Source organism: Archaeoglobus fulgidus DSM 4304 (assembly GCF_000008665.1).
GTDB classification, from domain to species: domain Archaea; phylum Halobacteriota; class Archaeoglobi; order Archaeoglobales; family Archaeoglobaceae; genus Archaeoglobus; species Archaeoglobus fulgidus.
In genome coordinates, this window is sequence record NC_000917.1 from 1,317,571 (window position 1) to 1,342,832 (window position 25,262).

General features: G+C 48.2%; 29 protein-coding genes and 1 tRNA gene. 20 read left to right on the top strand and 10 right to left on the bottom strand.

The features are described from left to right. Nucleotides 1-61: 61 nt before the first annotated feature. Nucleotides 62-379, bottom strand: coding sequence for a hypothetical protein (locus AF_RS07355; protein ID WP_010878954.1), 318 nt, complete (start codon nucleotides 377-379; stop codon nucleotides 62-64). Between the two features lie 90 nt (nucleotides 380-469). Between AF_RS07355 and AF_RS07360 the strand changes: the two genes are divergently transcribed. Both AF_RS07360 and AF_RS07365 read left to right on the top strand, forming a co-directional pair. After that, nucleotides 470-2,695 (top strand): DEAD/DEAH box helicase, encoded by a 2,226-nt coding sequence (locus AF_RS07360; RefSeq protein WP_010878955.1) that lies wholly within the window; start codon nucleotides 470-472, stop codon nucleotides 2,693-2,695. 26 nt (nucleotides 2,696-2,721) lie between these two features. Then, nucleotides 2,722-2,794 (top strand) — tRNA-Thr (locus tag AF_RS07365). Between the two features lie 61 nt (nucleotides 2,795-2,855). Here AF_RS07365 and AF_RS07370 read toward each other — a convergent pair. Continuing rightward, nucleotides 2,856-3,128 carry an archaellum operon transcriptional activator EarA family protein gene (locus AF_RS07370; RefSeq protein WP_010878956.1) on the bottom strand — a complete coding sequence of 91 codons (273 nt, stop codon included), beginning with the start codon at nucleotides 3,126-3,128 and terminating at the stop codon, nucleotides 2,856-2,858. A 9-nt stretch (nucleotides 3,129-3,137) separates the two neighbouring features. Next, complete coding sequence (locus AF_RS07375) at nucleotides 3,138-3,821, bottom strand: hypothetical protein (RefSeq protein ID WP_010878957.1); 684 nt, start codon at nucleotides 3,819-3,821, stop codon at nucleotides 3,138-3,140. Between the two features lie 111 nt (nucleotides 3,822-3,932). Between AF_RS07375 and AF_RS12700 the strand changes: the two genes are divergently transcribed. The 13 genes from AF_RS12700 (at nucleotide 3,933) to AF_RS07425 (ending at nucleotide 14,762) form a co-directional block, all read left to right on the top strand. After that, a complete protein-coding gene (locus AF_RS12700; RefSeq protein ID WP_081423266.1) occupies nucleotides 3,933-4,142 on the top strand; it encodes a 4Fe-4S dicluster domain-containing protein in 210 nt (69 codons plus the stop codon). 136 nt (nucleotides 4,143-4,278) lie between these two features. Then, nucleotides 4,279-4,830, top strand: coding sequence for a ferric reductase-like transmembrane domain-containing protein (locus AF_RS07380; protein WP_010878959.1), 552 nt, complete (start codon nucleotides 4,279-4,281; stop codon nucleotides 4,828-4,830). Further along, entirely contained in the window at nucleotides 4,782-6,509 is a 1,728-nt protein-coding gene (locus AF_RS07385; protein ID WP_010878960.1) for an FAD-dependent oxidoreductase, read from the top strand. The genes AF_RS07380 and AF_RS07385 overlap by 49 nt, the downstream gene beginning before the upstream one ends. A gap of 129 nt (nucleotides 6,510-6,638) precedes the next feature. After that, nucleotides 6,639-7,157 carry a hypothetical protein gene (locus AF_RS07390; RefSeq protein ID WP_010878961.1) on the top strand — a complete coding sequence of 173 codons (519 nt, stop codon included), beginning with the start codon at nucleotides 6,639-6,641 and terminating at the stop codon, nucleotides 7,155-7,157. Nucleotides 7,158-7,190: 33 nt separating this feature from the next. Beyond that, nucleotides 7,191-7,640: a hypothetical protein gene (locus AF_RS07395; RefSeq protein WP_010878962.1), complete on the top strand. Its 450-nt coding sequence runs from the start codon at nucleotides 7,191-7,193 to the stop codon at nucleotides 7,638-7,640. Between the two features lie 56 nt (nucleotides 7,641-7,696). Then, a complete protein-coding gene (locus tag AF_RS12900) occupies nucleotides 7,697-7,882 on the top strand; it encodes a hypothetical protein (RefSeq protein ID WP_148183465.1) in 186 nt (61 codons plus the stop codon). 77 nt (nucleotides 7,883-7,959) lie between these two features. After that, a complete protein-coding gene (locus AF_RS12705) occupies nucleotides 7,960-8,097 on the top strand; it encodes a hypothetical protein (RefSeq protein WP_081423267.1) in 138 nt (45 codons plus the stop codon). 386 nt (nucleotides 8,098-8,483) lie between these two features. Beyond that, complete coding sequence (locus AF_RS07400; RefSeq protein WP_148183467.1) at nucleotides 8,484-9,134, top strand: DAPG hydrolase family protein; 651 nt, start codon at nucleotides 8,484-8,486, stop codon at nucleotides 9,132-9,134. A 79-nt stretch (nucleotides 9,135-9,213) separates the two neighbouring features. After that, the gene (locus AF_RS07405; RefSeq protein WP_052270486.1) at nucleotides 9,214-9,873 is read left to right on the top strand and encodes a sensor histidine kinase; all 660 of its coding nucleotides are present in this window, start codon (nucleotides 9,214-9,216) and stop codon (nucleotides 9,871-9,873) included. A 231-nt stretch (nucleotides 9,874-10,104) separates the two neighbouring features. Further along, nucleotides 10,105-11,574 carry a COG1361 S-layer family protein gene (locus AF_RS07410; RefSeq protein WP_010878965.1) on the top strand — a complete coding sequence of 490 codons (1,470 nt, stop codon included), beginning with the start codon at nucleotides 10,105-10,107 and terminating at the stop codon, nucleotides 11,572-11,574. After that, complete coding sequence (locus AF_RS07415; RefSeq protein ID WP_010878966.1) at nucleotides 11,552-12,232, top strand: ABC transporter ATP-binding protein; 681 nt, start codon at nucleotides 11,552-11,554, stop codon at nucleotides 12,230-12,232. The genes AF_RS07410 and AF_RS07415 overlap by 23 nt, the downstream gene beginning before the upstream one ends. After that, on the top strand, nucleotides 12,222-13,349 hold the full coding sequence (locus AF_RS07420; RefSeq protein ID WP_048064397.1) for an ABC transporter permease: 1,128 nt from the start codon (nucleotides 12,222-12,224) through the stop codon (nucleotides 13,347-13,349). Before AF_RS07415 ends, AF_RS07420 begins: the two co-directional genes overlap by 11 nt. Nucleotides 13,350-13,418: 69 nt before the next feature. After that, the gene (locus AF_RS07425; RefSeq protein WP_010878968.1) at nucleotides 13,419-14,762 is read left to right on the top strand and encodes an MATE family efflux transporter; all 1,344 of its coding nucleotides are present in this window, start codon (nucleotides 13,419-13,421) and stop codon (nucleotides 14,760-14,762) included. A gap of 89 nt (nucleotides 14,763-14,851) precedes the next feature. Here AF_RS07425 and AF_RS07430 read toward each other — a convergent pair whose 3' ends face one another. The 4 genes from AF_RS07430 to AF_RS07445 all read right to left on the bottom strand — a co-directional run bounded on the left by AF_RS07430 (nucleotide 14,852) and on the right by AF_RS07445 (nucleotide 18,621). Beyond that, on the bottom strand, nucleotides 14,852-16,315 hold the full coding sequence (locus tag AF_RS07430; RefSeq protein WP_158296889.1) for a PAS domain S-box protein: 1,464 nt from the start codon (nucleotides 16,313-16,315) through the stop codon (nucleotides 14,852-14,854). Between the two features lies 1 nt (nucleotide 16,316). Continuing rightward, nucleotides 16,317-16,718, bottom strand: a complete 402-nt coding sequence (locus tag AF_RS07435; RefSeq protein ID WP_010878970.1) for a response regulator — start codon at nucleotides 16,716-16,718, stop codon at nucleotides 16,317-16,319. 98 nt (nucleotides 16,719-16,816) lie between these two features. After that, nucleotides 16,817-18,163, bottom strand: a complete 1,347-nt coding sequence (locus AF_RS07440) for a hypothetical protein (protein ID WP_010878971.1) — start codon at nucleotides 18,161-18,163, stop codon at nucleotides 16,817-16,819. Further along, nucleotides 18,160-18,621 carry a translocator protein TspO gene (locus AF_RS07445; RefSeq protein ID WP_010878972.1) on the bottom strand — a complete coding sequence of 154 codons (462 nt, stop codon included), beginning with the start codon at nucleotides 18,619-18,621 and terminating at the stop codon, nucleotides 18,160-18,162. The genes AF_RS07440 and AF_RS07445 overlap by 4 nt, the downstream gene beginning before the upstream one ends. A gap of 109 nt (nucleotides 18,622-18,730) precedes the next feature. On the opposite strand from AF_RS07445, the gene AF_RS07450 reads away from it, so the two are divergent. Genes AF_RS07450 through AF_RS07465 form a run of 4 tightly spaced genes read left to right on the top strand, consistent with a single transcriptional unit; the run spans nucleotide 18,731 to nucleotide 20,329 of the window. Beyond that, complete coding sequence (locus tag AF_RS07450) at nucleotides 18,731-19,264, top strand: VOC family protein (protein WP_010878973.1); 534 nt, start codon at nucleotides 18,731-18,733, stop codon at nucleotides 19,262-19,264. A gap of 32 nt (nucleotides 19,265-19,296) precedes the next feature. Continuing rightward, nucleotides 19,297-19,683: an ACT domain-containing protein gene (locus AF_RS07455; RefSeq protein WP_010878974.1), complete on the top strand. Its 387-nt coding sequence runs from the start codon at nucleotides 19,297-19,299 to the stop codon at nucleotides 19,681-19,683. A 51-nt stretch (nucleotides 19,684-19,734) separates the two neighbouring features. Then, nucleotides 19,735-19,950, top strand: coding sequence for an antitoxin VapB family protein (locus AF_RS07460; protein WP_010878975.1), 216 nt, complete (start codon nucleotides 19,735-19,737; stop codon nucleotides 19,948-19,950). Next, the gene (locus AF_RS07465) at nucleotides 19,937-20,329 is read left to right on the top strand and encodes a type II toxin-antitoxin system VapC family toxin (protein ID WP_010878976.1); all 393 of its coding nucleotides are present in this window, start codon (nucleotides 19,937-19,939) and stop codon (nucleotides 20,327-20,329) included. The genes AF_RS07460 and AF_RS07465 overlap by 14 nt, the downstream gene beginning before the upstream one ends. A 111-nt stretch (nucleotides 20,330-20,440) precedes the next feature. Here the strand turns inward: AF_RS07465 and AF_RS07470 are convergent, their stop codons facing one another. The 3 genes from AF_RS07470 to AF_RS12710 all read right to left on the bottom strand — a co-directional run bounded on the left by AF_RS07470 (nucleotide 20,441) and on the right by AF_RS12710 (nucleotide 23,962). Beyond that, on the bottom strand, nucleotides 20,441-20,650 hold the full coding sequence (locus AF_RS07470; RefSeq protein ID WP_010878978.1) for an antitoxin VapB family protein: 210 nt from the start codon (nucleotides 20,648-20,650) through the stop codon (nucleotides 20,441-20,443). Between the two features lie 455 nt (nucleotides 20,651-21,105). Beyond that, the gene (locus tag AF_RS12415; RefSeq protein ID WP_052270487.1) at nucleotides 21,106-23,817 is read right to left on the bottom strand and encodes a GAF domain-containing sensor histidine kinase; all 2,712 of its coding nucleotides are present in this window, start codon (nucleotides 23,815-23,817) and stop codon (nucleotides 21,106-21,108) included. Continuing rightward, nucleotides 23,801-23,962, bottom strand: a complete 162-nt coding sequence (locus AF_RS12710) for an RAD55 family ATPase (RefSeq protein WP_010878981.1) — start codon at nucleotides 23,960-23,962, stop codon at nucleotides 23,801-23,803. The genes AF_RS12415 and AF_RS12710 overlap by 17 nt, the downstream gene beginning before the upstream one ends. Before the next feature lie 87 nt (nucleotides 23,963-24,049). On the opposite strand from AF_RS12710, the gene tgt reads away from it, so the two are divergent. After that, nucleotides 24,050-25,261, top strand: a complete 1,212-nt coding sequence (gene tgt, locus AF_RS07480) for a tRNA guanosine(34) transglycosylase Tgt (protein WP_010878982.1) — start codon at nucleotides 24,050-24,052, stop codon at nucleotides 25,259-25,261. Nucleotide 25,262 lies beyond the last annotated feature (1 nt).

Here is a 25,262-nt window from a genome sequence, read left to right on the forward strand (position 1 = left end):
ATTTAAAGATTGCTGTTGGTGATGGTAACTACTAAGCGGTAAAAAATTGAGCTTGGCGGATTTATCTGTACATTCTCCTCTCTATGGACTCCAGCTTATCCTCCAGGTCTCTCACTTTTTCTATGAAAAGTCTCTCTATTCTTCCTTCGAGGTCGTCAGAATTTACGGCTATAGTTCTTTTCACACTTTTGAACTCGTCCATAATCCTTTGCATTCTCAGTTCTATGCTGATCAGGAGTAAAGTTAATGATGCTATGAGCAATGTGGCAAAGAAAATCACGGTCATGTCGACACGGTCGTAAAGTGAAAGCCACCTGTACACAAGTGCCGCTGCCGAGAACACACTAATGACCGACAGCACGATGTCCCTCGCGTCCATTGTTAGTTTATGTGTGCTGATACTATATATCTTTTTTCTAAATTTGTGGGATTTAAGGTATGTTTTTATTTACCAGAATAAACAGGTTCTGTGGAGTACGTAACGCATCCGTTGATAAAGGAGAATACGATTGAAAGGAGAATGTATCAGATATCGATAGCAGCTACCGCCCTGACCAAAAACACGCTGGTTGTGATTCCAACGGGATTGGGGAAAACCACGATTGCCGCGCTTGTTATCGCCTCAAGATTGCTGAACGAAGATGGTAAGGTGCTTTTCCTCGCACCTACCAAGCCTTTGGTTGAGCAGCATGCGAGGTTTCTGAAGAGGGTGCTCAAAGTTGAGGAAATAGTGTCTCTCAGCGGCGAAGTTCCTCCAGAAAAAAGGAAGGAGTTGTGGGAAAAGGCAAGAATTGTGGTTTCAACTCCCCAAGTTGTTGAAAATGACCTTCTCGCAGGCAGAATAAGCCTTGAGGATGTTATACTCGTTGTTTTTGACGAGGCTCACAGAGCTGTTGGAAACTACGCGTACGTTTTCATCGCCAAAGAGTACCTCAGAACGGCCAAAAAGCCGCTAATTCTCGCAATGACAGCCTCTCCGGGAAGCGATCCGGAGAGAATAATGGAGGTAATCCAGAACCTCGGCATAGAAGCCATTGAAGTTAGAACGGAGTGGGACAGTGACGTTGCACCTTACGTTGGAAAGAAGAGGATTGAATGGATAAAGGTGGACATTCCGGAGGAGATGAAGGAAGTAAAGGAGAGGCTTAAGGAGTGCATAAAAATCAGATTCAAGAGATTGAGGGAACTCTGGATAGAGGTGCCTGAAAACTCGTCAAAGAGGGACCTTCTTGCCCTTCAGGAAGCCCTTCAGGCAGAGGCTGCGAGCAGTCAGAGTTCAGAGATTTTTGAGGCTCTGTCGATTCTGGCCGAGATAATGAAGCTCCAGCATGCCGTTGAGCTCATAGAAACTCAGGGGGTAAAGGCGGTAAAAAGCTACCTCAGAAAGCTCGTAAGGGAGGCGACGTCGAAGGGGGGGAGTAAAGCGGCAAAGAGTATCGTTGGCGATCCAATCTTTAAAAAAGCTGTTATAGCTCTTTCGAAATGCAAGGTCGAGCATCCAAAGCTCGAAAAGCTGAAGGAAATCCTCAAAGAGCAGTTTGAGAAAAATCCCGATTCGAGGGTTATAGTGTTCACAAACTACAGAGATTCTGCAGAGATGCTTGTAAACGAGCTCTCACCACTCTTCCCCGTTGCTAAGTTCGTTGGACAGGCGAGCAGAGACAACGACAAGGGAATGAGGCAAAAGGAGCAGATAGAAACCATTGACAAGTTTAGGAGAGGGGTGTACAAGGTTCTCGTCGCAACGTCAGTGGGAGAGGAGGGGCTCGACATCCCATCTACCGACTTGGTGGTTTTCTACGAAGCGGTGCCGTCAGAAATCAGGGCAATTCAGAGGAAAGGAAGGACGGGAAGGGGGAGAGAGGGCAGAATCGTCGTTCTGGTTACGAAGGGAACTAGGGACGAGGCCTACTACTACTCCAGCATGAAGAAGGAAAGAAAGATGTACGACAAAATACTTGAGATAAAGAGAATAATCGACAGAAAGCAGAGGAGCATTGGGGATTACGTTCTGCCAGAGGAGACTGGAATAAAGGTCATTGTGGATTCAAGGGAGCTTAGGTCGGAAGTCGTGAAGCACCTGAGGGAGATTGGAGCGAAGATCGAAATAAGAAATCTCGAGGTCGCGGATTACGTTGTGAGCGACAGAGTCGCGGTGGAGAGGAAAACGGTGGAGGACTTCCTGAACAGCATTATTCAGAAGGAAAGGCTCTTTTCACAGGTCGCAAGGTTAAAGTCTGCGTACAGCAGGCCGGTAATAATCATCGAGGGCGAGAACTTCTACAGGGGAGGTGTGCATCCCAATGCTGTGAGAGGGGCCATTGCATCGCTGATTATCGACTTCGGAATTCCGGTGTTGAGGAGCAGCAATGCTAGGGAAACAGCAGAGCTGATCTTCGCAATGGCGAGGAGGGAGCAGGAGGAAAGGAAGAGGGGAGTTGTGGAGCACACCGCAAAAACAAAAAGAACGCTTAAAGACGAGCAGGAATACATAGTTTCGGCAATCTCGAACGTTGGTAACGTAATAGCCAGAAATCTTCTGGATTACTTCCAGACGATAGAGAACATTGCAACGGCAGACGAGGAGGAGCTGGCGAAGGTGCCGAAGGTTGGGAAGAAAATTGCAAAGAGGATAAGGCGTGTTATGACCACACCCTACAGTGAGGCGGGTTTTTACGATAGCGAAAGCTTTTAATTCACTTTTTGGTTAAAGCATTTCAGGCCACGGTAGCTCAGCAGGAAGAGCGCGTGCTTGGTAAGCACGAGGTCCCGGGTTCAAATCCCGGCCGTGGCTTGCTTTATTTTCAGTTCGCTGGATTTATCTCTCAGGCAGGATAAACCTGCTTTAAAGCCTATCAAAGCCCGAACTCCTCTATGAACTCCCTTATCTTCTGATACTTCTCCAGAAACCTGAAGCCTTTATCGGTGAGGGAGTAATACCTCCTCCCGCTTTCGTCCTGAATCTCCCTGACAAGCCCTTTCTTAACCAATTCGTCCATGTAGCGGTTGAAGTTCTGCGTTGAGAGGTTTGAGAATCGCAGCAAAGGTGTAGGGAGGATGGAGTTGCCGTGCTTCCTTATGATTGAGAGAATGTCGTATATGATTTCCAGCCTGTCTCTCCTCGTCATTTGACCACCTCAGAGCTTTCTGAGCACTCTGTATGCGATTATGAGGATTACCGCAACTGAGAGAGTGTAGATGGCAAATCTGAACTCCAATGGCAGGAATCTGAAGGTCAGGGAGATGTTGAGCAGCCAGAAGACGAAAAGCAGGATGTAGAGGGGATAAGCTCTCTTCGACCTGCTCTCATGTCGGAAATGGCTGTAATTAACGAATATCGCAGCAACAAGCAGGAAAACAAGCGCAAGCTGTGAAATCAGGAAGACGAGGGGCATCCTTGAAAGGAGCGAAGTCAGGGCGATGACCAGAGCAACTCCGTTTATCACAACCTCGCCCGGAAACCTCTCCAGCCACCTCCAGAGAAGGCTGTAAATTGTGTAAAGGATGGCAGCTGATCCTGAGTAAGCGAGAAAGGCCATGCTGAAGGCCATAATCCCCCTCAATCCTTCCAGACTGATTTCCTCAAACATTACTCCCGATGCGGAGAGCAGGAGAACAACGAATCTCAGGAAGTAGGCGAGGCCGAGGAAGAGGAAGGTGTTCGAGAAGAAATGGAATCCCCTATAGTCGGAAAGCTTGTAAACCTCCCTCAGCCTGTGGTAAATCAAAAAGCAGATTAGGAAAATTATCGAGGAGTAGAGGGCTTCAGCTGCGATGAACTCCAGCGGTGGTAGCTTGGGTGGTATCATCGGTGGTGGCATGAGCCCAATTAGACGGGGAAGTTTATAAAGAGAATGGACTTTTGATGCACATTTTCCTTTCTTCCCGCTTTTATAGCACCTCAGCGATTGCGGTTAGGAGGTGATTCAGAAGTGGTCGTGGAGCAGATAAGCGGATGCATTGGTTGCGGGACATGTGTTGAAGTGTGCCCTACCGATGTTTTCCGGCTTGAAGGTGGGAGGGCAGTAATCAAGTATCCCGAAGACTGTCAGATTTGCCACCTATGCCGGCTTTACTGTCCGGTGGATGCAATCACAATCTCGCCAGAGAAGTCACTTCCTGTAATCGTTGCGTGGGGATGATTTATGAAAGAGCTTTTGAAAAAATACGGTTTCCTCTGGAAGAGCCTCCTGTTCGTTTTTTTTTTTTTTTGCGGTAACAATTTACTCGCTTGACGGTTTTCCAAGGCGGACTGCGTTAAAGGAGGCTATCTCCTTTATGACCGTTCTCTCCTTCACACTGATGGTCAACCAGTTTTACCTCACGAGGGGCTTTAGGCTAATCGAAGGGAAGGGAAGGATGAGCTACATCGTAAAAGCGCACAGGTTGTTCGGATACATCTCAGTCGGCTTTCTGCTATTCCATCCTCTTCTTGAGGTTCTTCCGAGGCAGTTTGAAGGAAGCATACAGCCATTCGATGCTTTCTGGAAAATAATCACCACAGACAATTCGGCCATACTGCTGGGAATCGCTGGATGGGCTGTCATGCTAACGCTGGCAGTAACATCAGTTTTGCGAAAAAGGCTTTTCAAAAATTACAGGAAATGGAGGACGTTTCACGGTATTCTCGCTGTTGTCTTGATTACAGTGGTGGGATACCACGTTTTGGTTCTGGGGAGGCACTCAAGTCTGGCTATGAAGGCGTTCTATGCCGTTTTGCTGGCTGGAGGTTATGTGACGATGATTAAAACCTATGTTTTTGACTTAAGGAGGGAAGAGAAATGGAAGAATCGAGGTTTAAAATTAGCAGAAGACAGTTCCTCGCCTTAGCGGGAGCTGCGGGGGTTGCTGCTTTGGGCGTCAGATTCTTTGCTGGTAATGAGCCATATGTTGAAAGAGATTATACCATTGACTCGGATAAGTTCAGGGAGGAGTTCATCACAACCGACGTGCTTGTGGTTGGAGGGGGAATGGCAGGGCTGTTTTCTGCGGTGAAAGCTCATGATGCAGGTGCGAAGGTTCTGATGGTCTCCAAGGGGCGATTGGGATGTTCGGGTCAGACGCCTTTTGCAAAGGGCTTCTTTGTGTTTGACTCAAAGACAAGCCCAGTCTCTCTTGACGAGTTCGTGGAGCTTGTGTCTCAATCCGCTCTTGGGTCTAACAACAGGGCATACACGAGACAGCTTGCCATGTATTCGAAGGACAGGGCTGAAGAGCTGAGGAAGTGGGGATTCTTCGACTCCTCCCTTTACCACGAGCCTTTCCGCAGACCTATCGACGAGAGGGGGATCAGAGTCATGGAGAGAATTATGATTACGCATCTGATAAGGGAGAATGGAGTTATTGCAGGTGCAGCTGGCTTCAGCCTTGATGAGGAGAAGTTGTACTTTTTCAACGCCAAAAGCGTCGTTCTCTGCACCGGTGCAGGGGGATTCAAGCCTTACGGCTTCCCCATCCGGGATTTGACGCACGATGGAAGTGTCATGGCCTACGAGATTGGTGCGAGAATAACAGGCAAGGAGTGGAACGACGGCCACACCACGAGTTCACAGTATCCCGCAGCCTGCTACGACAGCTGGCACGGGATATTCGAGAACAAGCCCTCAATTACGGGCGTTGAGATTCACCACGATTTGGGAGTGGAGCTGAATTATGCTACCTACATAAGAGGCGGTCCGGTATCGATGGGGGGACAGATGGCAGAGGTGTCGGGTGGCCCATACGTTCCTGAGGAGTTTCGCAGGGCAGCGCCATCCGAAGGTCGAACGCAGGGGCCACCAGAAAGAGGTGAACGTCCACCACCAGGAGGAGGCGGTTATGTCGTCGGAGGAGCCTCTGCGGGAATGTCCATACACAAGTCTGAGGGGCTGGTGCCTATCAACGACAGATGTGCCACCGACATTCCGGGCCTTTACGCTGCCGGCGACGCTCTCGGATCCCACATGTCAGGTGGGATTTACACGCAAATCGGATCGTCCTTAGCGGGTTCAGCAGTTCAGGGGGCGATTGCGGGGGAGGAGGCTGCAAACTACGCCAAGGACATAGACCTCCAGAGCATTCCCGAATCCACGGTTAGCAGGATAAGGGAGGAGATTCTTGCCCCTCTAAACAGGGATTCCGGCTACAGCCCGGCGTGGGTAACTCAGGTTTTGCAGGGAGTTATGGTTCCCAACTTCGTGCTCTACATCAAGAAAGCCAGCATACTCAGCGCTGCGTTGGCATACGTAGAGGAGCTTAGAGACCATCACGTTCCGATGCTCGTGGCAAGAGACCTGCACGAGCTGCGTTTAGCCCATGAAACCAAGAATATGATAGTGAATGCAGAAATGAAGCTGAGAGCATCACTTTTCAGGGAGGAAAGCCGTTTGAGCCACTACCGCCTTGACTATCCGGAAATTGACGATGAAAACTGGAGCGTTTGGGTTAACATCTACAAGGGTTCTGACGGCAAAATGAAGCTGGAGAAACAGCCCTTTGGCTACTGGCCGAATGGGGACCCCATTGAGTGATTTTTCCATTTTTGCCGATTTCAGCTTTATCTCAACACCCAATAAATGGACAAAAGATGCACATTTTCCTTTCTTCCCGCTTTTATAGCCTGATTTCCTACAAATTATAGAGATTAAGGAGGTGATGGAATGAGGAAAGTGCTGGCGGCGTTGCTGGCTCTGGTAGTGGTTGGGGTTGTTGCAGTATCTGCCCAAGGCTTTCATCCGGCAGTGCCAAAGCTGGAAATAAACGAGAGCAACTTTGAGGACGTGAAGGCGAAGATTCTGAGCCACCTTGAAGAGAGAGTAGAGGACCTGCAGAAGCTGAAGGAGGACGTTGAAAATGCAAATTCAGCTGATGAGCTGAAGAGCGTTATGGAGGAGCATGCTTTGAGCAGGGCGAAGGACATGACGCTTAGAAAAATTGACAGGGCTATTGAGAGGCTGGAGAGCAGCGGAAACAGTGATGCGGTAAGCGAGCTTGAATCGCTCAAGGAGAAGGTAAGCGGTGCTTCGAGCATGGAAGAGCTGAGACAAATCATGGAGGAGTTCAGGGGAATAATGGAGGATGCTGGATTCATGAATGATGGAATGCCTCCGAAGATGCCGTGCGGTGGGATGCCTGAGGATGGGCCAAGAATGCCTAACGCAAACTCTGCAAATGCCTAACAACTTTTTTTATTTTTTTGAGGTGAAAATGAAATGCCGGCAAGGAAACTGACCTTCATTTTAATAATAATGCTCTCTGGCGCAGCCATTCTTTCCGGATGCACTTCGCAAGGCGAGGACGTTAAACCTGAACCCAAGCCTGAGGTTGACGAAAAAGTGACAGTTCCGAATCCTGAAACCACATCAAACATCTCTGCACCAATGCCCCCTCTAAAGAACTCCACTTCTCCAGTACCCCCCGTAAACGACCTTGAAGGGGGCAAAGAGGCTCTCTTGGACATGATAAACCGAACCATTGACATGCTTGAGAGAGAAGGGGCAAGAAGTGACATAATTTCGGAACTCGAATCTCTGAAGGAGAAGGTAAGCAGCGCAACGAGCATGGAAGAGCTGAGAGAAATCATGGAGGAGTTCAGGGCGATACAGGACGATGCCGGAATCCCGAATCCTGAGATGCCCAAGAGCGCTCCCAGAGCGCCTTAATTTTTCCGAATTCGGATGGAGAAGTTTTTAAACTCATTTTTTGAGGTGTCCCTGGGATGAGGAGGGATTTTTTAAAGTGTATGGCTATCGGTGGGCTGACAGTCGCTGGAATGGGTTGTATCACGAGTCGGAGAGTTTTTGTTGCAGAAAAACCAGCTTTCCCGATTGTGGACACAAACCAGACAAAATGCAATTTTAAAGAAATTCCCTGCCCTGAACCCGGAGAGCCATTCTACGGGTAGGATGCGCAGTTTACAGTAAACCCGCCGGAATATGCTGATAACGGCGATGGACGGTTACTGATAAAGCCACGGGTTTGATGTGGGTCAAGGATGACAGCGGCTACTGCATGAACTGGAAGGAGGCTCTGGAGCACGTTCAGAGGATGAACGAGCAGAGCTATCTCGGCTACAGCGATTGTAGGCTCCAAATGCGAAGGAGCTACAATCAATTGTAGATTACACGAGGGCACTGGATGCAAGGGACCCCTCAAAGCGTGGTGCTGCGATAGACCCGATATTCAACGTGACTCCAATAATCAACGAGGGGGGCGATGTTTCCAGCTATCCGCACGCTCGTGGCCCGCAGGGGGATGTTGTAAGAATATGCAACTTCCTTAGGTTGGTTAGGGATACTTGAGTTTACGGTCAGCAGTTTTTCCCATCGACATAAGAGTACGGATAAAGGTTTAGGAGTCATCAACCTAAAATTACCTGGTGAAAGTTCATGAGGAAATCAGCCTATGAAAAATACCTGAAAAAACCGCTAACACCATTGCCGTGGGAACATCGACTGATACTGGAGAAAGGAGAAGATATCCCTTTAGAAGGAGTTTTTAGCTTCTTGGAAAAGGACAAACTGCTCGATGAGGGCTATCTGCCCTACGAGAACGGCTTCCACCACTTCCCTGACGGCAGAGCTTACGTCGCCTGTCTGACGAAGATGCCGAAGGTTAGTGCAGAGATGATTTACTGGTGGTTCAGGTGGCATTCTGAAGATGCAATTCGCTACCAGATATGGTATCCCGGCAAACATTTTGACGTTAGAACAGATGAGACCGGCTCCACTCACTACGTAACGGAAGACGTCGGCACGGGAAAGCAAAGAATTGTCATCAGGTTCATGACTCCTGCAGAGTTCGGATTCAGCGAGGAAAAGCTTGAAATGATTGATCTGAAGAGAAATGCCATTATATGCGCCAGAGTCGGGGCAGAGATTCCCGGACATGCAGTGTGGCACACCTGGATGTGTCACTGCGCCAGAGAGGCTGAGAAAGGAGTTGAGCTGAGGAGTAGGTTCTGGATCGGGGAAGAGATAGAGGTTAGCGGCCCTCTCACCTCGATCCTAACAAGATTGCTCAATATACTGTCAGTGAAGAAAAGAATGATTCCCGGAAATATTGGAAAGCACATGTTCCATCACTGCTCTCAGGAGTATCACAATCTGGCAGAGATTTTGCCTGAGGTTTATGAGGAATTCGGAGGTATGAGCTGAGTGCAGATGGACAAAAGATGCACATTTTCTTTTCCTCTTTCTTAAATGCCCTTGAACCCTTTGTTGGTTGGTGAGTGAAATGAATCTGACCAGCTTCGAGGAGGCTGAGAGGAAGGTGCTGAAGTTGATCTTGCTGTCCAATCGAATGCTGAGGCATGACGTGATGAATGCCGTGACCTCTGCACTGCTTTTTCTGGAACTCTTCGAGAAGACGGGGAGGGAAGAGCACTTGGAAAGGGCGAAAGCATCCATAAACAGAGCAGTTTTTGCTGTGAGAAACTCCAAGTTCGTCGAAGAGCTTGCCATTGGAGAAGAGCCAAGATACATTAAGGTGGAGGAAATTGCGAGGGAAGTTGCGAGGAACTTCAGCATACCCGTTCTGGTTGAGGGGGAGTGCCAGGTATTTGGCGATAGGGGGATTTTCGGGGCGATATTCGAGAACCTGTTCCAGAACGCCGTCCAGCACTCAGGGACTGACAGAGTGGTGGTTAAGGTGGAGAGAAAGCGGGGGAAGTGCTTTATTAGAGTAAAGGACTACGGAAAGGGAATTCCTGACGAGATTAAGGACAAGATTTTCAGTGCAGGATTCAGCAGCGGAGACTCGGCAGGATCAGGAATGGGGCTGCACCTCGTTAAGGAGATTGTTGAAAGTATTGGAGGGAAAATATGGGTCGAGGATAACGAGCCGTGTGGGGCAGTATTCGTCATGGAGTTCCCGCGAAGGTTCTTCCTGAGTTAAAGCATTTTGGTTCAAACAATTCTGGTCTGTGCGGTTACGGCTTCAAGAGCTTCTCTGACGAGAATTTCCAAGTTGCTCCTTTTCTCAGACTTCCGACAACCACAACCTTCGCCCTTTGCAGATAAAATCCTTTATTGTTTTCATCTATAATGAACTTAATCTGGAAAAATGGACCAAAAATGCACATCTTTCTTTCTCCCAGGTTATATACTCCCCGCTGCCAGTTAAGGCATGAGAGGAATTTGGATTGCTGGACTCGTAATGCTTCTCTTAATTGTCCCTTCGGTGGCGGAGGAAAACAGCAGCATTGCTATCCAGAACCTCAACGTGGAGCCGCAGAGGCTTTTCGTAGGAGATTCCGCAATCGTTACCGTGACTCTCTACAACCCCCTCGAAAGCGCTGTTAAGGTCTCCTCAGTGAGCGTTTTGGGATCCGGTATATCCTACGACTCCTTCGAGCTCGGCTACATACCGCCGAAGTCCACTCACACCTTCAGCTTCGCCGTTAAAGCTGTAAAGGAAGGTGTGCACAACGTAGAGGTTGCGTTTTACACGGAAAGCGGTGCGGTGAGGAGCTACTTCACGCTTTTTGTTGAAAACAGGATGCCTGAAATCGCCTTTAGCGAGAACGTGAAGGTTGGGGAGGTCAACAACCTGAGCCTCATCATCTCCTCTCCCGTAGAGATAGAGAATGTCGTCATCGACCCCCTCTTCGAGTCAGAGCCCGACAGAATCATCCTTTCGTCGGTTTCGGGAACCGCTGAAGTCCCCATCAGATTCTTCGGCGAGCGGAGCGATTACGAGTTCAGAGTCTCCTTCTACAGCGGCAACAACTACCACAGCTACACCGCTAAGCTCACACCTGCCTTTGAAGAGGGGAGTGAGCTTGCCGTGAGCGTCTCGGTTCCTCAGTCCTCGGCCTTCCTCTACGACGTGGTGGAGATTTCCGCAACAATCACCAACCTGAAAGATGATGCTGTCAGCGCAATCAAATTCTCCGCCTCGTCGAACAACGGAAAGGTCCTGCTCTCCACCGACGAAATTGCTGAACTTGAAAGCGGCGAAAGCTCGGAAGTCACCCTCCTTTACTCCCCAGAACGGAGTGGGAGGGATGTGATAACCCTTGCAATCAGCTACAAAGACGGGATGGGAAAAGAGAGGACGCTGGAGAAGGCTGTAAACATCGATGTTCAGGACAGCTCCGCCGTCGACGTTTCGGGAGTTGAAATAGAGGCAAAGGCGACATCCTCAGCCTCCGCTCCGCCGAGGGGGATGTTTGGTCCCACATCAAGCTCGGTCTCAACGAGAGTGGAGATAACTGTAAGCGGCGAAGTTGTGAACAGGGGATTCAGCTACGCAAAGAACGTCCTCGTTTACCTTGACTTCGGAAGCGATACCGAGGAGTACTTTGTGGGAGAGGTGGAGCCCTCAGACTCGGACAGCTTCAGCATTCCCGCAAGCGGAAGTGAGAGGAGTGTTAAGGTTGTTGTGGAGTGGACCAACGAGCTTGGAGAGGTGCACAGCATTTCCAAGAGCTACCAGCTCAATCCCATAACGGTAAGCACAACATCACCACCGCAGCGCCAGAGCCTTCTGACACCTCTGAATCTGGCAGCAGTCGCAATTGCTGCCGTCGGTGGAGTTCTGGTTTTCAGAAAATGGAGGAGCAGGAGAAAGAATGAAAGTAATAGAGCTGGTTGATGTTTACAAAATTTACAGGACTGCATACTACGAGGTCCACGCCCTCGATGGTGTGAGCATGGAGGTTGAAGCAGGGGAGTTCGTTGCGATAATGGGGCCGTCGGGCAGCGGCAAGTCAACGCTGCTCAACATGATAGGCTGCCTCGACAAACCGACGAAGGGCGAGGTAATCATAAACGGAGTCAAAACGTCAGGGCTGAGCGACAGAGAGCTCACCAAGCTTCGCAGAGATTCGATTGGCTTCATCTTTCAGCAGTACAATTTGATACCTACTCTCACCGCCCTGGAGAATGTGGAGCTGCCGATGATTTTCCGCGGTGTTGCGAGGGCGGAGAGGGAGAGGAGGGCGAAAGAGCTTCTCAAAGTGGTGGGAATTGAGGAGCTTGCGGACAGAAGGCCAAGGGAGATGAGTGGAGGGCAGCAGCAGAGAGTGGCAATTGCAAGGGCTCTGGCAAACAACCCGAAAATTTTGCTGTGTGATGAGCCCACTGGAAACCTCGACACCAAGTCTGGGAGGCAGGTTATGGGCATTCTCAAAAACCTGAATGAGGAGAATGGGGTTACCGTCGTTCTCGTCACCCACGACCCATCTCTTTCGGAATACGCTGACAGAGTCATCAGAATCAGGGACGGGAAGGTGGTGGAGGATGTATATTGAGCTCGCCGTCAGAAACCTCGAGAGGGCGAGGGCGAGGAGTATTCTGGCCGTGGTCGGAATAATCATCGGAGTTGTGGCTGTAGCCTCCATCGGCATCTTCGGCAACGCGATGAAGCAGACCGTGCTGGAAAGGTTCGAGGATCAGGCGGATACCATAGTGATAACTCCGAGATACACAGAGGGTTATTCCGGGATAGAGGAGGACGATTTCGAGCTGATAAAGAGGGTTGAGAGAATAGAGTACGCCATTGCGGTAAAGGATGAGAGGGGGGAGGTCGAGTACGAGGACAGGAAAGCCTTCCTTACGGTTTACGGAGTGGACGGGGATGACCTTGAGCTGCTTTACGACGCCTACGAGGGCAGCATAAAGCTCAAGGGCACTGCGGTCGTGGGATACAGGCTTGCGGAGGACTTCGGGCTGGAGGTGGGGGACAAAATCTCTGTCGAGGGCAAAACGTTCAAGGTTGCAGCTATACTTGAGCAACAGGGGATGGGGGGAGGAATCAACCCGGACATGGCCGTTTTCATCTCAATGGAGGACTTCGACAGGCTCTACGATCAGGAGGGCTACACCTCGGTTATAGTGGAGGCGGAGAGTCTGGAATACATCGAAGCGATCGAGGAGGAAATTGACAGCACGCTGAACAAAAAGGATGAGAAGGTGGACATAAGAGACTTCGAATCGCTGATAGAGAGCGTTGAAGAGAGCCTGAACTCGATGACGCAGTTCCTGATGGCAATAGCCGCAGTATCGCTTCTCGTTGCTGGAGTGAGCATCCTGAACATCATGCTGATGTCAACGATCGAGAGGACGAAGGAGATTGGTGTTATGAGAGCCATAGGAGCGTTCAGAGAAAACATTATGATGATATTTCTGCTTGAAGCGCTGATTCTCGGATTGACGGGCAGCGTTTTTGGGGCTGTTATGAGCGTTGCGGGCGGTTATGCTATAATCTCGATGATGGGTTTCTCCACAGCATACGTCCTCCATCCATCCTCCGCACTCTACATTGCAGAGGGCTTTGCGGTGGGAGTTCTTACAGCAGTTGCGAGCGGTCTTTACCCGGCATGGAAGGCGAGCAAGCTTGAGCCGATTGAGGCGCTGAGGTACGAATGACCTTTGCCGGTATTTTTACCTTGAAAAGAGAGGAACTAATAAAAGCAGAGGGGGGTTGAAGACTACGGAATGAAGAACGTGGAGGTTCTTACAGGAGACCCGAAAAAGGCCATTCTGAAGCTTTCGGCACCGATGGTAGTCAGCAACTTGATTTTCACTCTTTACAACCTCGTGGACGGCATATGGGTGGCGGGACTCGGCCCGGATGCGCTCTCCGCTGTGGGCCTGTTCTTCCCCATTTTCTTCGTCTTCATCGCAATATCGTTCGGTCTGAGCGTTGGGGCAAATTCTGCGGTATCGAGAAGAATCGGCGCGAAGAGATACGATGCTGCATGCGTTGCCGCCACTCTCGCGGTGGCAATGGGGATCCTTGTATCGATTCCCATGACCCTGTCGGTAGTGTTCCTCAATGGTGTGATGGTGTTTCTCGGTGCGGACGGGGAGATTTTGAGGCTGGCCGTCGATTACGGAAGCATCATGGTTCTCGGAAGCGTTTTTCTGGTTTTCAGCAACGTTTCGGCAGGGATTCTCAACGGAGAGGGGAATGCGAGAATGGCCATGTATGCCAACGCTGCCGGAAGCCTTCTGAACATGGTTCTCGACCCCATTTTCATCTACCTGCTCGGCTACGGTATTGCGGGTGCGGCGATTGCAAGCGTAATTTCCATGGCTCTCTCCTCAATCGTTTTCTCATTCTGGTTTTTGAGCGGGAGAAGCTACGTGAGGTTCAGGGTTGCGGGATGGAACTTGCCGACAGTGTTCGACCTTCTTAGAGTCGGCATGCCGGCTTCTCTCTCGATGCTGACGATGTCTGTTGCCTTCATGCTGATAAACCGCGTCGTCATCGAAACGGGAGGAAGTGAGGGGCTGGCAGCATACACGAGTGCGTGGAGGCTGATTCAGTTCGGCTTTGTCCCGCTTTTTGGAGTTAGTGCTGCTTTAACGGCAGTTTCAGGCGCAGCTTACGGGGCGAGAAATCCGAGGAAGATTGGTGAGTCCCTGAATTACACCGTGAAGCTTCTGCTGGCAGTTGATGCAGCGATACTCGCCTTAATGGTAGCTTTCGCCCCTCAGATAGCTCTGATTTTCACATACACCGAAGTTTCAGCCGTAATGTATGAGGAGATAGTCCGAACAATCAGGATTGCGGCATTCGTTCTGCTTTTCGCTCCGCTCGGAGTCTCCTCATCTGCCGTTTTTCAGGGGATGGGAAAGGGAGAGAGGAGCTTTGCGATAACCGTTTTGAGGGCGATTGTTTTTCAGGTATCGCTTTGCTACGTTCTCGCCGTGCCATTTGGATTCGACGGAGTTCTTCTTGGCTTCGTTCTGGGGGAGGCGCTTGGATGCTTTACAGGTTTCAGCTGGGTAAGATTGACTGTGAGAAGGCTCGAAAGATGTCTGCTGAGCACTTAATATTCTCCCATTGCAATTACAACTCTTTTCGCAGTTGGATAGCGCTTGCAAGGCTGCGAGGGCACTTCTGGGCAAAAGCTCGATGGGGGCTATCTCTCCCACGTCTTCCTTAAAAACTCCCTTATCACTTCCGACTCAATCCATCCCCTGTCAAGGTCCCTGATGAGCTTCTCAATCCTCTTTACCTGCTCGATAATCTTCTTCCTGACTTTCTCGTCTTCAACCTCCATTTCTGTTATGAGCTGCAAGGCTGCGAGTGGATTGCGGATGTGGTCAACGAGAATGGCGAACTGCTCGATGTTCCTCTCAATCTGCTCGTAGGCGAGAAACTTCTCCTCTTCGAGCTGAATGGCGTTCAGGGCAAAAGCCACGTCTGCTGAGAGCGTAGTTAGAATTTCAACCTCGTCTTCGGAGAAGGGTCTGTCCGAGTGGATTATAATGACTCCCTTAACCTTTTCATCGTAAACCATGGGAATCGTGAGGGCATAAAAGCTGCCATGAACGCTGATGTGCTTGCAGCCCTTTATGTGCCTGTCAGGTTCAAGTCTCACGGTTCTCTTGCTTGTAATGGCCTCCTTTACGCACTCAGAACCCTCAGCACCCTTTGGATAGAAGACCATCTCGCCATCCTTAGCCACTCCGACGAAAACTGAGGGGTAAAATTCCGAGAGCTTTTCCACTATTGCTTCAACAAGGTCGTCTGCATCCCTCTCTCTGACAAGAAGGTCGTTGATGTCGTTGACAATTCTCAAAAGCCTGTTCAGCCTTTTAATCTCCTCCTCATACTCCTTTCTCTTGGTTACATCTCTCGCTATCCCCTGAACCCCCACCAGCTTTCCATTCTCGTAAATCGGTCTTGTTTTCACTTCAAGCCACAGCAATCTTCCATCCTTGGTTTTGCATAGAACCTCGAAGGGCTCTTCATTTGGCTCGCTCTGAAGAGTTCTTTTCATTCTCTCTTTTACGAGTTCAGCAGAATCGCCTACCAGCACATCCCAGATGGTAAGCTTTCCAAGGTCTTCAAGAGAGTAGCCGAATCCCTCTATTGCTGCTCTGTTTACGGCTGTGAACCTCCCCTCAAGGTCGTGGACATAAAGAAAGTCATTGGCGTTTTCCCATAAGTCTCTATACCTTCTTTCACTTTCCTCAAGCTTTCTGTAGGCTTCTTCTATCTCTTTCTCCCTTTTCTTCTTCTCAATAGCGTTTTTCACAGCCAGCGGGAGGCGGCGAATGTGCTTGGGCGATTTTAGAACGTAGTCGTCGAATCCCTCTTTCATCGCCTCAACAGCAATTTCCTCATCGCCTGTCAGTGTGAGCATAATCACTGGCGTAAAGGGCGAAACCTGCTTTACAGCCTTTAAAACGTCGAAGCCTGTCCCCCACCTCAGCCTGTAGTCGGTGATGACAGCATCAAAGTTGAAGTTTTCGAGAGCTTTCTCCAGATCCTCTTTTGAGAGTATTTCAACCACTTCCAAATCCGCAAACTCTTTTTTAAGCTCTCTCACAGCCAGAATTCTGTCATCCGGGTTGTCATCGGCTATAAGTATTCTCATCTCAAACCTCCGGTTTCTCATTAAGAATTAGCCAGTAAATATTCATATGTTTGGTGAGATTCAGTAAATCCTCAAAGCGGACAGGCTTCACAAGGTAGGAGTTTGCTCCGAGGTCGTAAGCTCTGTTTATGTCCTCTCCATTTCTTGATGAAGTTAAAACAACCACGGGAATCCTCTTCAGCCTTTCCTTCGATTTAACCCACTTCAGAACTTCAAAACCCGAAACCTTTGGAAGCTTTAAGTCAAGGAGAATCAGCACGGGCTTGTTTTCTTGCAGGTAGCTTATCGCCTCCTCCCCATCCTTCGCCACATCAAGGGGATTGATTATCTTGGCCTTCTCAAAAGCCCTCTTAATCATGAAAACATCGTCTGGATTATCCTCAACCAGCAGGATTCTGTCCATCTTCACACCTCTGATTATCCTGCGATTGACACTATCCCATTCAAAATTAAATATTTTTCGTGTGATTACCGCTGCTCCGCCAACATAATCAAAAACTTTCAGACGACAAAGTAAACCCACCACTCCCTTTTCGCTCTGACATCAAAGCTTCCTTCAGCGACTCTGAACTCGCATCCAATTCTGAACTTCCCCCTGGCCTTCTTCAAAGCCCTCTCCACCTCCACAGCATTGCTCTCAACAATAATTTTCCTTTCCCTGATGTCGAAGAATATCCTGCCATCGTAAATCTCGGCAATGGCATTCCTGATTTCGTAGCTGTTCAAAATCTCACACCCCTCTCTCCAGTATCCTCCAGCGTAAATTTCTCTTCCTCTATCTTCGCCAACCTTTATGGGCATCCTCAGAATCTCTCTGTAAAGAGTTGGGGGATTTTTGCTCTCCAGAATCACCGCATCTCCCGTTTCAATGTTTATTCTTTCAGCATTGCACACCAGCAACTCCCCATAATACCTTTTGGTTCTCGTTAAGGGCTTGAAGTCCTCTCTGAAAACTGGAATGTTCAGCGGAAAGACGAAGAGGTTATCGCCTAAGCACAGACTGCTTGCAAAAGGCCCAATCTCACTGGAAACGTAGAGGTTGCACTTTTTCTTCACAAACCTGTTTATGAGCTCCCACCTCTTTTTTGTCAGGGATGAGAAGCTGAAGATGAAGGTCGCATTTTTGATTTTGTCCCAGAGCATGGCGTGTATTTCCTTTACAGCCTTCTCAAAGGTTAGTTTCAGAATTCTTCGCAAATCCTCGCCAATCTCACTTCTCACTGCTAAACTCGCCTTTAATCCCTTTGCCAGCAGATTTATGTCAGCCCACCTCGCTATGGTTGAGGCCGGAGCTGAAACCACATCAACTCTCTCCATCTCAAGGATGGCGGAAAGAACATCGAGTCTCCTTGAATTCGGATATGTGGAGATTACGTAGTCGGCATCAAACATGGCCAAAGCCAGCCTTTGCGAGAATTCCGATGACAGCAACGCGACGTTTCCATTCTCATCAACTCCATCCCCCTCCCTTCTCCCGGCAACAAATATCACCGTCCCTCCTCCTCCCTTCTCAAGCCCTGCAGAGTTGAAAATCGCATACATGCCCGGCATCCAGTTTTTAACAAGCATATCTCGGCTGAGAAGGTAATACTTTGGGCTTCCGGACGTTCCAGAGGTGTGGAGTATAACCGAGTTCTCAACGCCCTCCAGTGACTTCAGGGCGAAGCTGGCTGGATTTGCTGTCGTATTCGGGACTTCATCGAAATCCCTGCCCGTGTTTTTCCCAGCGAGCTCTTCAAACTCCTCTGCCGATAAATGGGGCCATTCACGCCACTCTGGCCTTTTAAAACTCACTGCATGGGCTATCTCTCTTATTCTCTCCTGAACTTTACGGTCAAAGTCCATCATGCGTTCAGAAGATAGATGGCGAAGTTCAGGGCACTTGCAAACAGTATCCAGCCGAGATAGGGCAGGAGAAGCAATGAAGCCTTGGAGTGATGATAGATGTAAACAATCGTCAGTATTACGGCGATGTCCAGAGCGATAATGTCCACCAATCCGGCGAGAGGATTCTGGAGACCAAAGAAGAGGATAGACCAGAGGAAGTTGAGTCCGAGCTGCGTGAAGAATGTGGCTTTCACTCTGGAATCATTCCAGAACCCATTTTCCCATGCGATGTAAAGAACTATCCCAATCAGGAAGTAGAGCAATGTCCAAGCTGGACCGAAAAGCCAGTTGGGGGGAGTGAAAAAGGGCTTTTCAACTCCTGCATACCAAGTCTGCACAGATTGAGCTGTGAAAAAGGAGCCAGCGAAACCTATTGCCAGAACTGCTAAGATGGATGCCACAAGCTTCAGTATGTTCATGGGTATAGTTAAATTTAAAGTATAAAAGATTTGGCGAGGTTTTAAATTTACGAGTGCTTTTTAAAAAAGAAAAATCGCTTTCAATCGAGCTTAAAAGCCACTTTGCTTAATGGAGGATAAGCTTTCGGGCTATAAGCTCGCTCAAAGCCAACTTCAAACTTTTTTACCTGAAAAGCCAAATGAAATTTCGGCCCTCGCTGTTCCAGAAACCATAATATTCACGAAGCTACAAACTCATCAGAGGGGGTTTAAAATGAAAATAAAAATGGTTAGCATTTACGTGGATGACGTCGAAAAAGCCTTTAGATTCTACACTGAGGTTTTAGGTTTTAAGGAAAAACTCCACACGCCAGAATACGGGCTTGCAATCGTTGTTTCCCCAGAAGATCCAGATGGGACTGCCCTTTTACTCGAACCAAATGAAAATTCGATTGCAAAGAATTATCAGACCTCTCTCTTCAGGGCAGGGATACCGGTTATGGTTTTCGGGACAGATGACATTTACAGAGATTACGAGAGGTTAAAGCAGAAGGGGGTTAAATTCAGAGGAGAGCCCCAGAAAACCGAGTGGGGATTGCAGGTTGATTTTGAGGACACATGCGGTAATTTAATAAGATTTCATCAGGATTTACAGGCTCGATAATGATTTAACTCGACGGGATTTACACCTCTATAATGAAACTCCAAAACTACTTCAAAAATGGCAGGGTTTATGTCTGGAAAGAAACTTTTGCAATCGTAAAATCAAAGAAAGCCTGCCCCAATGCCTTTGCGAATATTGTTGATAAAAACGAAATAACTGTGATTATAGAGCAGCCAAAAGTTAACGAAGATGATGTTATCGAAATTGAAAGGGGCTGGAAAATACTGACATTTGATATGGTGCTGCCCTTTGGACTGGTTGGATTTTTAGCGAAAATTTCTCAGGCTCTTGCGGATGAAAAAATTCCCATCTTTGTTATTTCCGCTTATTCAACAGACCACATTCTTGTGAGAGAAGAGGATTTAGCGAAGGCGGTGAAGAAACTTGAAAGTCTGGGTTTTGAGGTTGCGGAAAAATGAAGCGAGTTAGGAAGTGGAAAACATTATAAACATAAACGTAAACATACACTTATGCCAACCAAAACGATAACCATAACTCTCGAAGCCTACGAAAGATTGAAAAGAGAAAAAAGAGAGGGAGAGAGCTTCAGCGACGTTATAATCAGGCTCACAGAGAAAAGGAGAGATTTGCTTGAATTTGCCGGTAAATGGAAAGATTCTGGAGAGGAAATCGAGAAGATAATCTTAGAAGGCAGGAAGGAGTTCGATAAACATGTTCTGTCTTGAAACCACGTTTCTAATTGATCTGCTGAGAGGGAGAGATGAGGCATTGAAGTTCTACGCAAAAATTAGAGATTCGAAGCTATACACCACGTCCATTTCAGCGTGGGAGCTCCTAAGAGGGCCAAAGCTCATTGGGAAAGATAAAGAATTTGAAGTGGCTGTTGAGCTGCTTGAGAGTCTTGATGTTCTTCCGTTCTCTTTCAATTCGGCAAAAATTGCCGTAGAAATTGAAAAAGATTTGAGAGAGAAAGGCATGGAAGTTAATCTAATAGACGTGCTCATTGCATCTGTTGCAATGGAACACAGTCTTAAACTTGTAACGAGAGATGAGCACTTCAGCAGGATAAAGGGGCTTGAAGTTGAAAGGTATCGCCCCGAATAATTTGCGAACAGTTAATGGTGGTTACTGCAATTTCACTTTCTTCATCAATCAAGTTGTAAGTGGTTTCAACGCCTCTGAAGTAATCTATGATGATGCTCGTGTCAAGAACAATCATACCCTGAACCTCGCTGATTTCCTTGCGTTTAAGCTCTTTTCAATTTCATCGAGGACTTCACTGTCCTTCAAAACCCCGAAATACCTTCTAATGTCTGTTTTCTTTCTTTTCAATAGTTTTTCTATCACATCGCTGAAGCTATCCTCTTCGTCTTTCATTTCAAGAAGCTTCCTGTAAACATCGTCTCTTATCGAAATAGTTTTCATGCATTAATATATGCATACACGAATAAATATATATCTTTTCTGATGTTGGACAAAACCATTGAGTAGAGAGAGTACTTTAATAAAACTTTGCCAAGTCACCCACAGGAATTCTGGAATCTTTGCCCCTTTCGACGATCTTCTGAACCTTTGAATGCCAAGAAATGCAAGAACAACTACGCCTGCATCAAGGGAGTAGGAGGTCGAAAAAGTTACAACACTTAAGCAAATTTTGGCTCTCCTTTCAAGTTCGCTCGTGTCCACATCCTGACGCTGGTATCAAGGCATATCATCCGAGTTCCTCCGCAATTTTCCTGTTAATCTAATTGAGATAACCGCCTCAGCAGTTTCCTTACTGAATTTTCCTGAAAACTCCTTTAATGATTTCCCGGCTTTCATAACTTCACCGGAAATAAATCCCGATAAAGAGTGCAAATACCTTCCACCATCCCATAAACTCAGCCCCTCTCAAGCTCAATCCAGAAAATGCTGCCTTCTCCCGGCTTCGACCTCACCCCATATCTGCCTCCCATAACCTCCATGGCCTTTTTGACAATCGCCAAACCAACTCCAGTTCCGGGATAAACCTCCTCGCCATGAAGCCTTTCGAAGATGTTGAAGATTTTCTCGTGATACTCTTCAGGAATGCCTATGCCGTTGTCCTTAACGTAAACTCTCACCTTCCCGTTGACATCTTCAGCCCACACCTTAACCTCTGGCCTCACCCCCTCCTCAACAAACTTGATGGCATTGCTTATCAGGTTGAGCATTACCGTAAAGAGGAGCTTCCTGTCCCCCTTCACCGCTGGAAGCTTTTCAATTTCAATAACAGCGGACTTCCCCCTTATCTCATCCTTAAGGTAATCGAGCACGTCCTCAACAATCAGATTGAGGTCAACCCTTCTAACCTCAGCCTTTGCCTTGGAAACCCTCGCATACTCAAGCAGGTCGTTGATGAGGCCATCCATCTTTTCCGTTAGAGCTTTAAGCCTCGAAAGGTAGAACCTCGCATCCTCTTCAAGCTTCTCCCCGTAATCCTCAACAAGTGCTGAAACATACCCCTGCAAATTCCTCAATGGAGCCCTCAAATCGTGTGAAATTGCATGGACATAAGCCTCAAGCTCTTCGTTGGCTTTCCTAAGCTCCTCAAGAGTTTGCTTAAGCTTCTCCTCAGCCATCTTCCTGTCGGTTATGTCAATCATCGCCCCAACAATCCTCACAAGGTTCCCCTTCTCGTCGTAAATGGGTGCTGGAGAGACGAGAACATGGAACCTCGACCCATCCTTTTTCACAAGCTCGGCCTCAACAACATCCCCATAGAGCTTGTGCTCTTTATGCAGTCTTATCCTCTCAGCCAGCCATTCCCTTTGTTCGGGAGCAATCGGGTCGAACATCGTCATCTTTCCAACAACCTCATCTCTCGAATAACCTGACATTTCAAGAAGGCGGTCGTTGACGAATCTGAAGACACCATTGCTATCAGCCTCCCAGAAGGCAACGATTGGCGACTCAACAAGCAGTCTGTATCTTTTTTCGCTTTCCGCAAGCTGTTTCGTTCTCTCCTCGACAAGTTTTTCCAGTTCCTGAGTGTATTTTTCGAGTTCCTGTCTCATTTTTTCTCTTTCTGTAATATCAACCGATACCCCGACAATTGCGGGTTTACCCCTCAGTATGACTCTTGAGCCATAGGCGTCGATAATTCTCACTTCACCACTCTTAGTCAGAACTCTGAGTCTGTAATTGACATGATTCTTTTCACCAAGAATTCTGGCTCTGTAATTCCTTTCAAATTTTTCCCTGTCATCCGGGTGGATGAAATCTACTGGACTCTTTCCTATCAGTTCCTCCCTTTCATAGCCCAATATTTCTGCAAACTTTTCGTTGACATAGACAAAAACCCCCTCTTGAATTATGTCAATGCCCACCTGAGAATGTTCTGCAAGCTTCCTGAACTTTTCCTCACTCTCCTCAAGCTCCTCCCTCATCCTCGCACTCCTTATTGCGAGGGCAACAGAATGAGCAACCTCCATCAGAATCTGAATTGTTTCCTCATCAAAGGCATCCTCTTCTTCAGAAGGAACGTTTATTGAGCCAAGAAGGGAATCTGAAACTATAGGAATGAGGGCGTAGGATTTAATTCCAAGCTCCATCAGCCTCCTCTCTCCCTCCCCCCTGCCTTCAACTCTTTTCACCCACGGCTTTCCCTGTGAGAGCGTTTGCATCACCTTTGCCACGTCCTCTCCCGCTATCATCTCACCCTCTCTGAATCCGGGCATCTTTTTGTCAGTCACAGCCACAACCCTCGCTCTGCCATTCTCGAAAACTGTTATTCCCACCCCCCTTACTGGAAGCATCTCAGCCAGCTTTTCAGCAGTCATCTTCAGAATCTCTTCAGTTTCATCAGCAGAGAGAATTGCCCTCTCGACCTCATGCAGAAGCAGGTTGGCTTTGTAAAGCCTTTCCAGCCTTCTCTCCATTCTCTTGAAGTCTGTTATGTCAAATGCGAGATGCACAACCTTTCTCAGCTCTCCGTCAATGAAAATTGGCGTGGTGCTGACCGCATACATTCTGCCAAAAATCTCAATCTCCCTCGTCTCTGGTTTATGGTTCCTGAACGTTGCAACACATGGGCAGTTCTCCGCTGGCTCCTCCCTGCCGTGGAAAACTTTATAGCATTTTTTACCGATGGCATTCTCTATGCCCTGCTCCCTGAAGATTTTCTGAGCATATCTGTTCGCATGCAAAATCTCAAACTCTGGAGAAATCACCACGATGGGATGGGCGATTGTCTCGAAGAGGGTGCCAAGCTCGATCTCCATAATCCTTGCGTGCTCTTCAAGCTGTAGTGCTTGCTTTCTCGCCCTCAGAAGAATCTCTATTCTTGCAAGAAGCTCAAGCTTATCTACTGGCTCAATAATTAGCTCGTCAACTCTCTTCCAGAGGTGTTTCTCCGCAATTTTCAAATCCTTCCTTGTCGTAACAAGCAGAACTGGCAGAAAAGCTCTGCTTTCAGCCTTAATTCTCTCTATCTCCCTCCACTTCCGCTTAAGCGTAACTCCATCAATAATCAGCAAGTCAAAGTTATCCTCCGCTATCTCGTATCTTTTGCCCAGAAAGTCAACGAGCATCTTTCTGTTCTGCTCGTTTGAAATGTCAATTCGAATCCTCATCTCTTCCAACACCATCAATCAAAAAATGCAGTCCAAGGGTTGTTTTCCCGCAGCCCGGCTCTCCCCTTATCAGGTAAGCTCTCCCCTTAACATATCCACCATTGAGAATTTCATCAAGGCCGTCAACACCGGATGAAACTCTCATCGTTTATTGTTGCTATTTGAAAATAAAAGATTTTGTGAGGTCACCGAAAGGGAATAATCTTTTAAGTTTTCTGTCAATTTAGTTCGAATGCCTCTGAAATTCAGGATAAAGCACACTCTCGACAGAATGCGAGTCGGGAAGGTGAAGACGAGGCACGGCAGCTTTGAAACTCCCGTCTTCATTCCCGTTGCCACTCTCGCGGCAATAAGGGGTCTGGACAACAGGGACTTGAAGGACATGGGGGTTGAGGTCATTCTGGCCAACACCTACCACCTCCACCTCAGGCCGGGTGATGAGCTGATCAAGGAACTTGGAGGGCTGCATAAGTTCATGAACTTTGATGGAGTCATTGTGACCGACTCAGGAGGATTTCAGGCCTTCTCCCTCGGCTTTGGAATGGAGCACGGAGTGGGGAAGATTGCAAACAACATCTTCCTTGAGGAGTTGAGGGAGGAAAGGTTGAGGGAAGCGGAGAACGAGAGGAAAAAGCTTGCAGTTGTTACTGACAGAGGTGTGAGGTTCAAAGACCCCAAGTCTGGCAGGATAGTTGAGCTTACGCCAAAAAAATCCATGGAAATTCAGTCCAACCTCGGCTCCGACATAATCTTCGCCTTCGACGAGTGCACTTCCCCGCTCTCAGACAGAGATTATACAGAGAAGGCTCTGGAACGCACGCACCGCTGGGCTGAGGAGTGTTTGCAGCACTACGACAGGAGACAGGCTCTCTTCGGCGTTGTGCAGGGAGGAGAGTACAGGGATTTGAGAGAGAAGTCGGCGAGGTTCATGGCCGAGAGGGACTTTGCGGGCTACGGCATTGGCGGTTCTCTTGGCAAGAGCAAGCAGGATATGCTGAACATCCTCGACTGGGTTATTCCTCTTCTGCCAGAAGAGAAGCCGAGGCACCTGCTGGGAATTGGGGCCATTGAAGACCTCTTCAACTGCACTGAAAAAGGAGTGGACATGTACGACTGCGTAGCTCCAGCAAGATGGGCGAGGAGGGGGCACCTCTACGTCTCTCCAGCAGAAGGAGGGAATGTCAGGAACAAGTTCAGGATTCACATCAAGAACGCAGCCTTCAGGATAGACAACAGGCCAGTTGACAGAACCTGCGACTGCCTTGTCTGCCAGAACTACTCCAGAGCCTATCTCAGGCATCTCTACAAGGCAAATGAGCTTCTTTACTTCCGCTTGGCAACCTACCACAACATCTACTTTGTCGTTAAGCTGATGGAGAGGATAAGGGAGTCCATTGCAGATGGGAGCTTTTATGAGCTGAAGAGAGAGTGGCTTGGATTTTAGG

Bases quoted from the DNA above. Each gene is read 5' to 3' on its own strand.
- AF_RS07445 (WP_010878972.1), bottom strand. From the start codon at position 18,621: ATGAACATACTGAAGCTTGTGGCATCCATCTTAGCAGTTCTGGCAATA.
- AF_RS07385 (WP_010878960.1), top strand. From the start codon at position 4,782: ATGGAAGAATCGAGGTTTAAAATTAGCAGAAGACAGTTCCTCGCCTTA.
- AF_RS07425 (WP_010878968.1), top strand. From the start codon at position 13,419: ATGAAGAACGTGGAGGTTCTTACAGGAGACCCGAAAAAGGCCATTCTG.
- AF_RS07355 (WP_010878954.1), bottom strand. From the start codon at position 379: ATGGACGCGAGGGACATCGTGCTGTCGGTCATTAGTGTGTTCTCGGCA.
- AF_RS07370 (WP_010878956.1), bottom strand. From the start codon at position 3,128: ATGACGAGGAGAGACAGGCTGGAAATCATATACGACATTCTCTCAATC.
- tgt (WP_010878982.1), top strand. From the start codon at position 24,050: ATGCCTCTGAAATTCAGGATAAAGCACACTCTCGACAGAATGCGAGTC.
- AF_RS07460 (WP_010878975.1), top strand. From the start codon at position 19,735: ATGCCAACCAAAACGATAACCATAACTCTCGAAGCCTACGAAAGATTG.
- AF_RS07420 (WP_048064397.1), top strand. From the start codon at position 12,222: ATGTATATTGAGCTCGCCGTCAGAAACCTCGAGAGGGCGAGGGCGAGG.
- AF_RS07380 (WP_010878959.1), top strand. From the start codon at position 4,279: ATGACCGTTCTCTCCTTCACACTGATGGTCAACCAGTTTTACCTCACG.
- AF_RS07450 (WP_010878973.1), top strand. From the start codon at position 18,731: ATGGAGGATAAGCTTTCGGGCTATAAGCTCGCTCAAAGCCAACTTCAA.
- AF_RS07470 (WP_010878978.1), bottom strand. From the start codon at position 20,650: ATGAAAACTATTTCGATAAGAGACGATGTTTACAGGAAGCTTCTTGAA.
- AF_RS12900 (WP_148183465.1), top strand. From the start codon at position 7,697: ATGAGGAGGGATTTTTTAAAGTGTATGGCTATCGGTGGGCTGACAGTC.
- AF_RS07465 (WP_010878976.1), top strand. From the start codon at position 19,937: ATGTTCTGTCTTGAAACCACGTTTCTAATTGATCTGCTGAGAGGGAGA.
- AF_RS07375 (WP_010878957.1), bottom strand. From the start codon at position 3,821: ATGCCACCACCGATGATACCACCCAAGCTACCACCGCTGGAGTTCATC.
- AF_RS12415 (WP_052270487.1), bottom strand. From the start codon at position 23,817: ATGAGGATTCGAATTGACATTTCAAACGAGCAGAACAGAAAGATGCTC.
- AF_RS07435 (WP_010878970.1), bottom strand. From the start codon at position 16,718: ATGGACAGAATCCTGCTGGTTGAGGATAATCCAGACGATGTTTTCATG.
- AF_RS07405 (WP_052270486.1), top strand. From the start codon at position 9,214: ATGAATCTGACCAGCTTCGAGGAGGCTGAGAGGAAGGTGCTGAAGTTG.
- AF_RS12705 (WP_081423267.1), top strand. From the start codon at position 7,960: ATGTGGGTCAAGGATGACAGCGGCTACTGCATGAACTGGAAGGAGGCT.
- AF_RS07455 (WP_010878974.1), top strand. From the start codon at position 19,297: ATGAAACTCCAAAACTACTTCAAAAATGGCAGGGTTTATGTCTGGAAA.
- AF_RS07410 (WP_010878965.1), top strand. From the start codon at position 10,105: ATGAGAGGAATTTGGATTGCTGGACTCGTAATGCTTCTCTTAATTGTC.
- AF_RS07390 (WP_010878961.1), top strand. From the start codon at position 6,639: ATGAGGAAAGTGCTGGCGGCGTTGCTGGCTCTGGTAGTGGTTGGGGTT.
- AF_RS07430 (WP_158296889.1), bottom strand. From the start codon at position 16,315: ATGAGAATACTTATAGCCGATGACAACCCGGATGACAGAATTCTGGCT.
- AF_RS12710 (WP_010878981.1), bottom strand. From the start codon at position 23,962: ATGAGAGTTTCATCCGGTGTTGACGGCCTTGATGAAATTCTCAATGGT.
- AF_RS07415 (WP_010878966.1), top strand. From the start codon at position 11,552: ATGAAAGTAATAGAGCTGGTTGATGTTTACAAAATTTACAGGACTGCA.
- AF_RS07440 (WP_010878971.1), bottom strand. From the start codon at position 18,163: ATGATGGACTTTGACCGTAAAGTTCAGGAGAGAATAAGAGAGATAGCC.
- AF_RS07395 (WP_010878962.1), top strand. From the start codon at position 7,191: ATGCCGGCAAGGAAACTGACCTTCATTTTAATAATAATGCTCTCTGGC.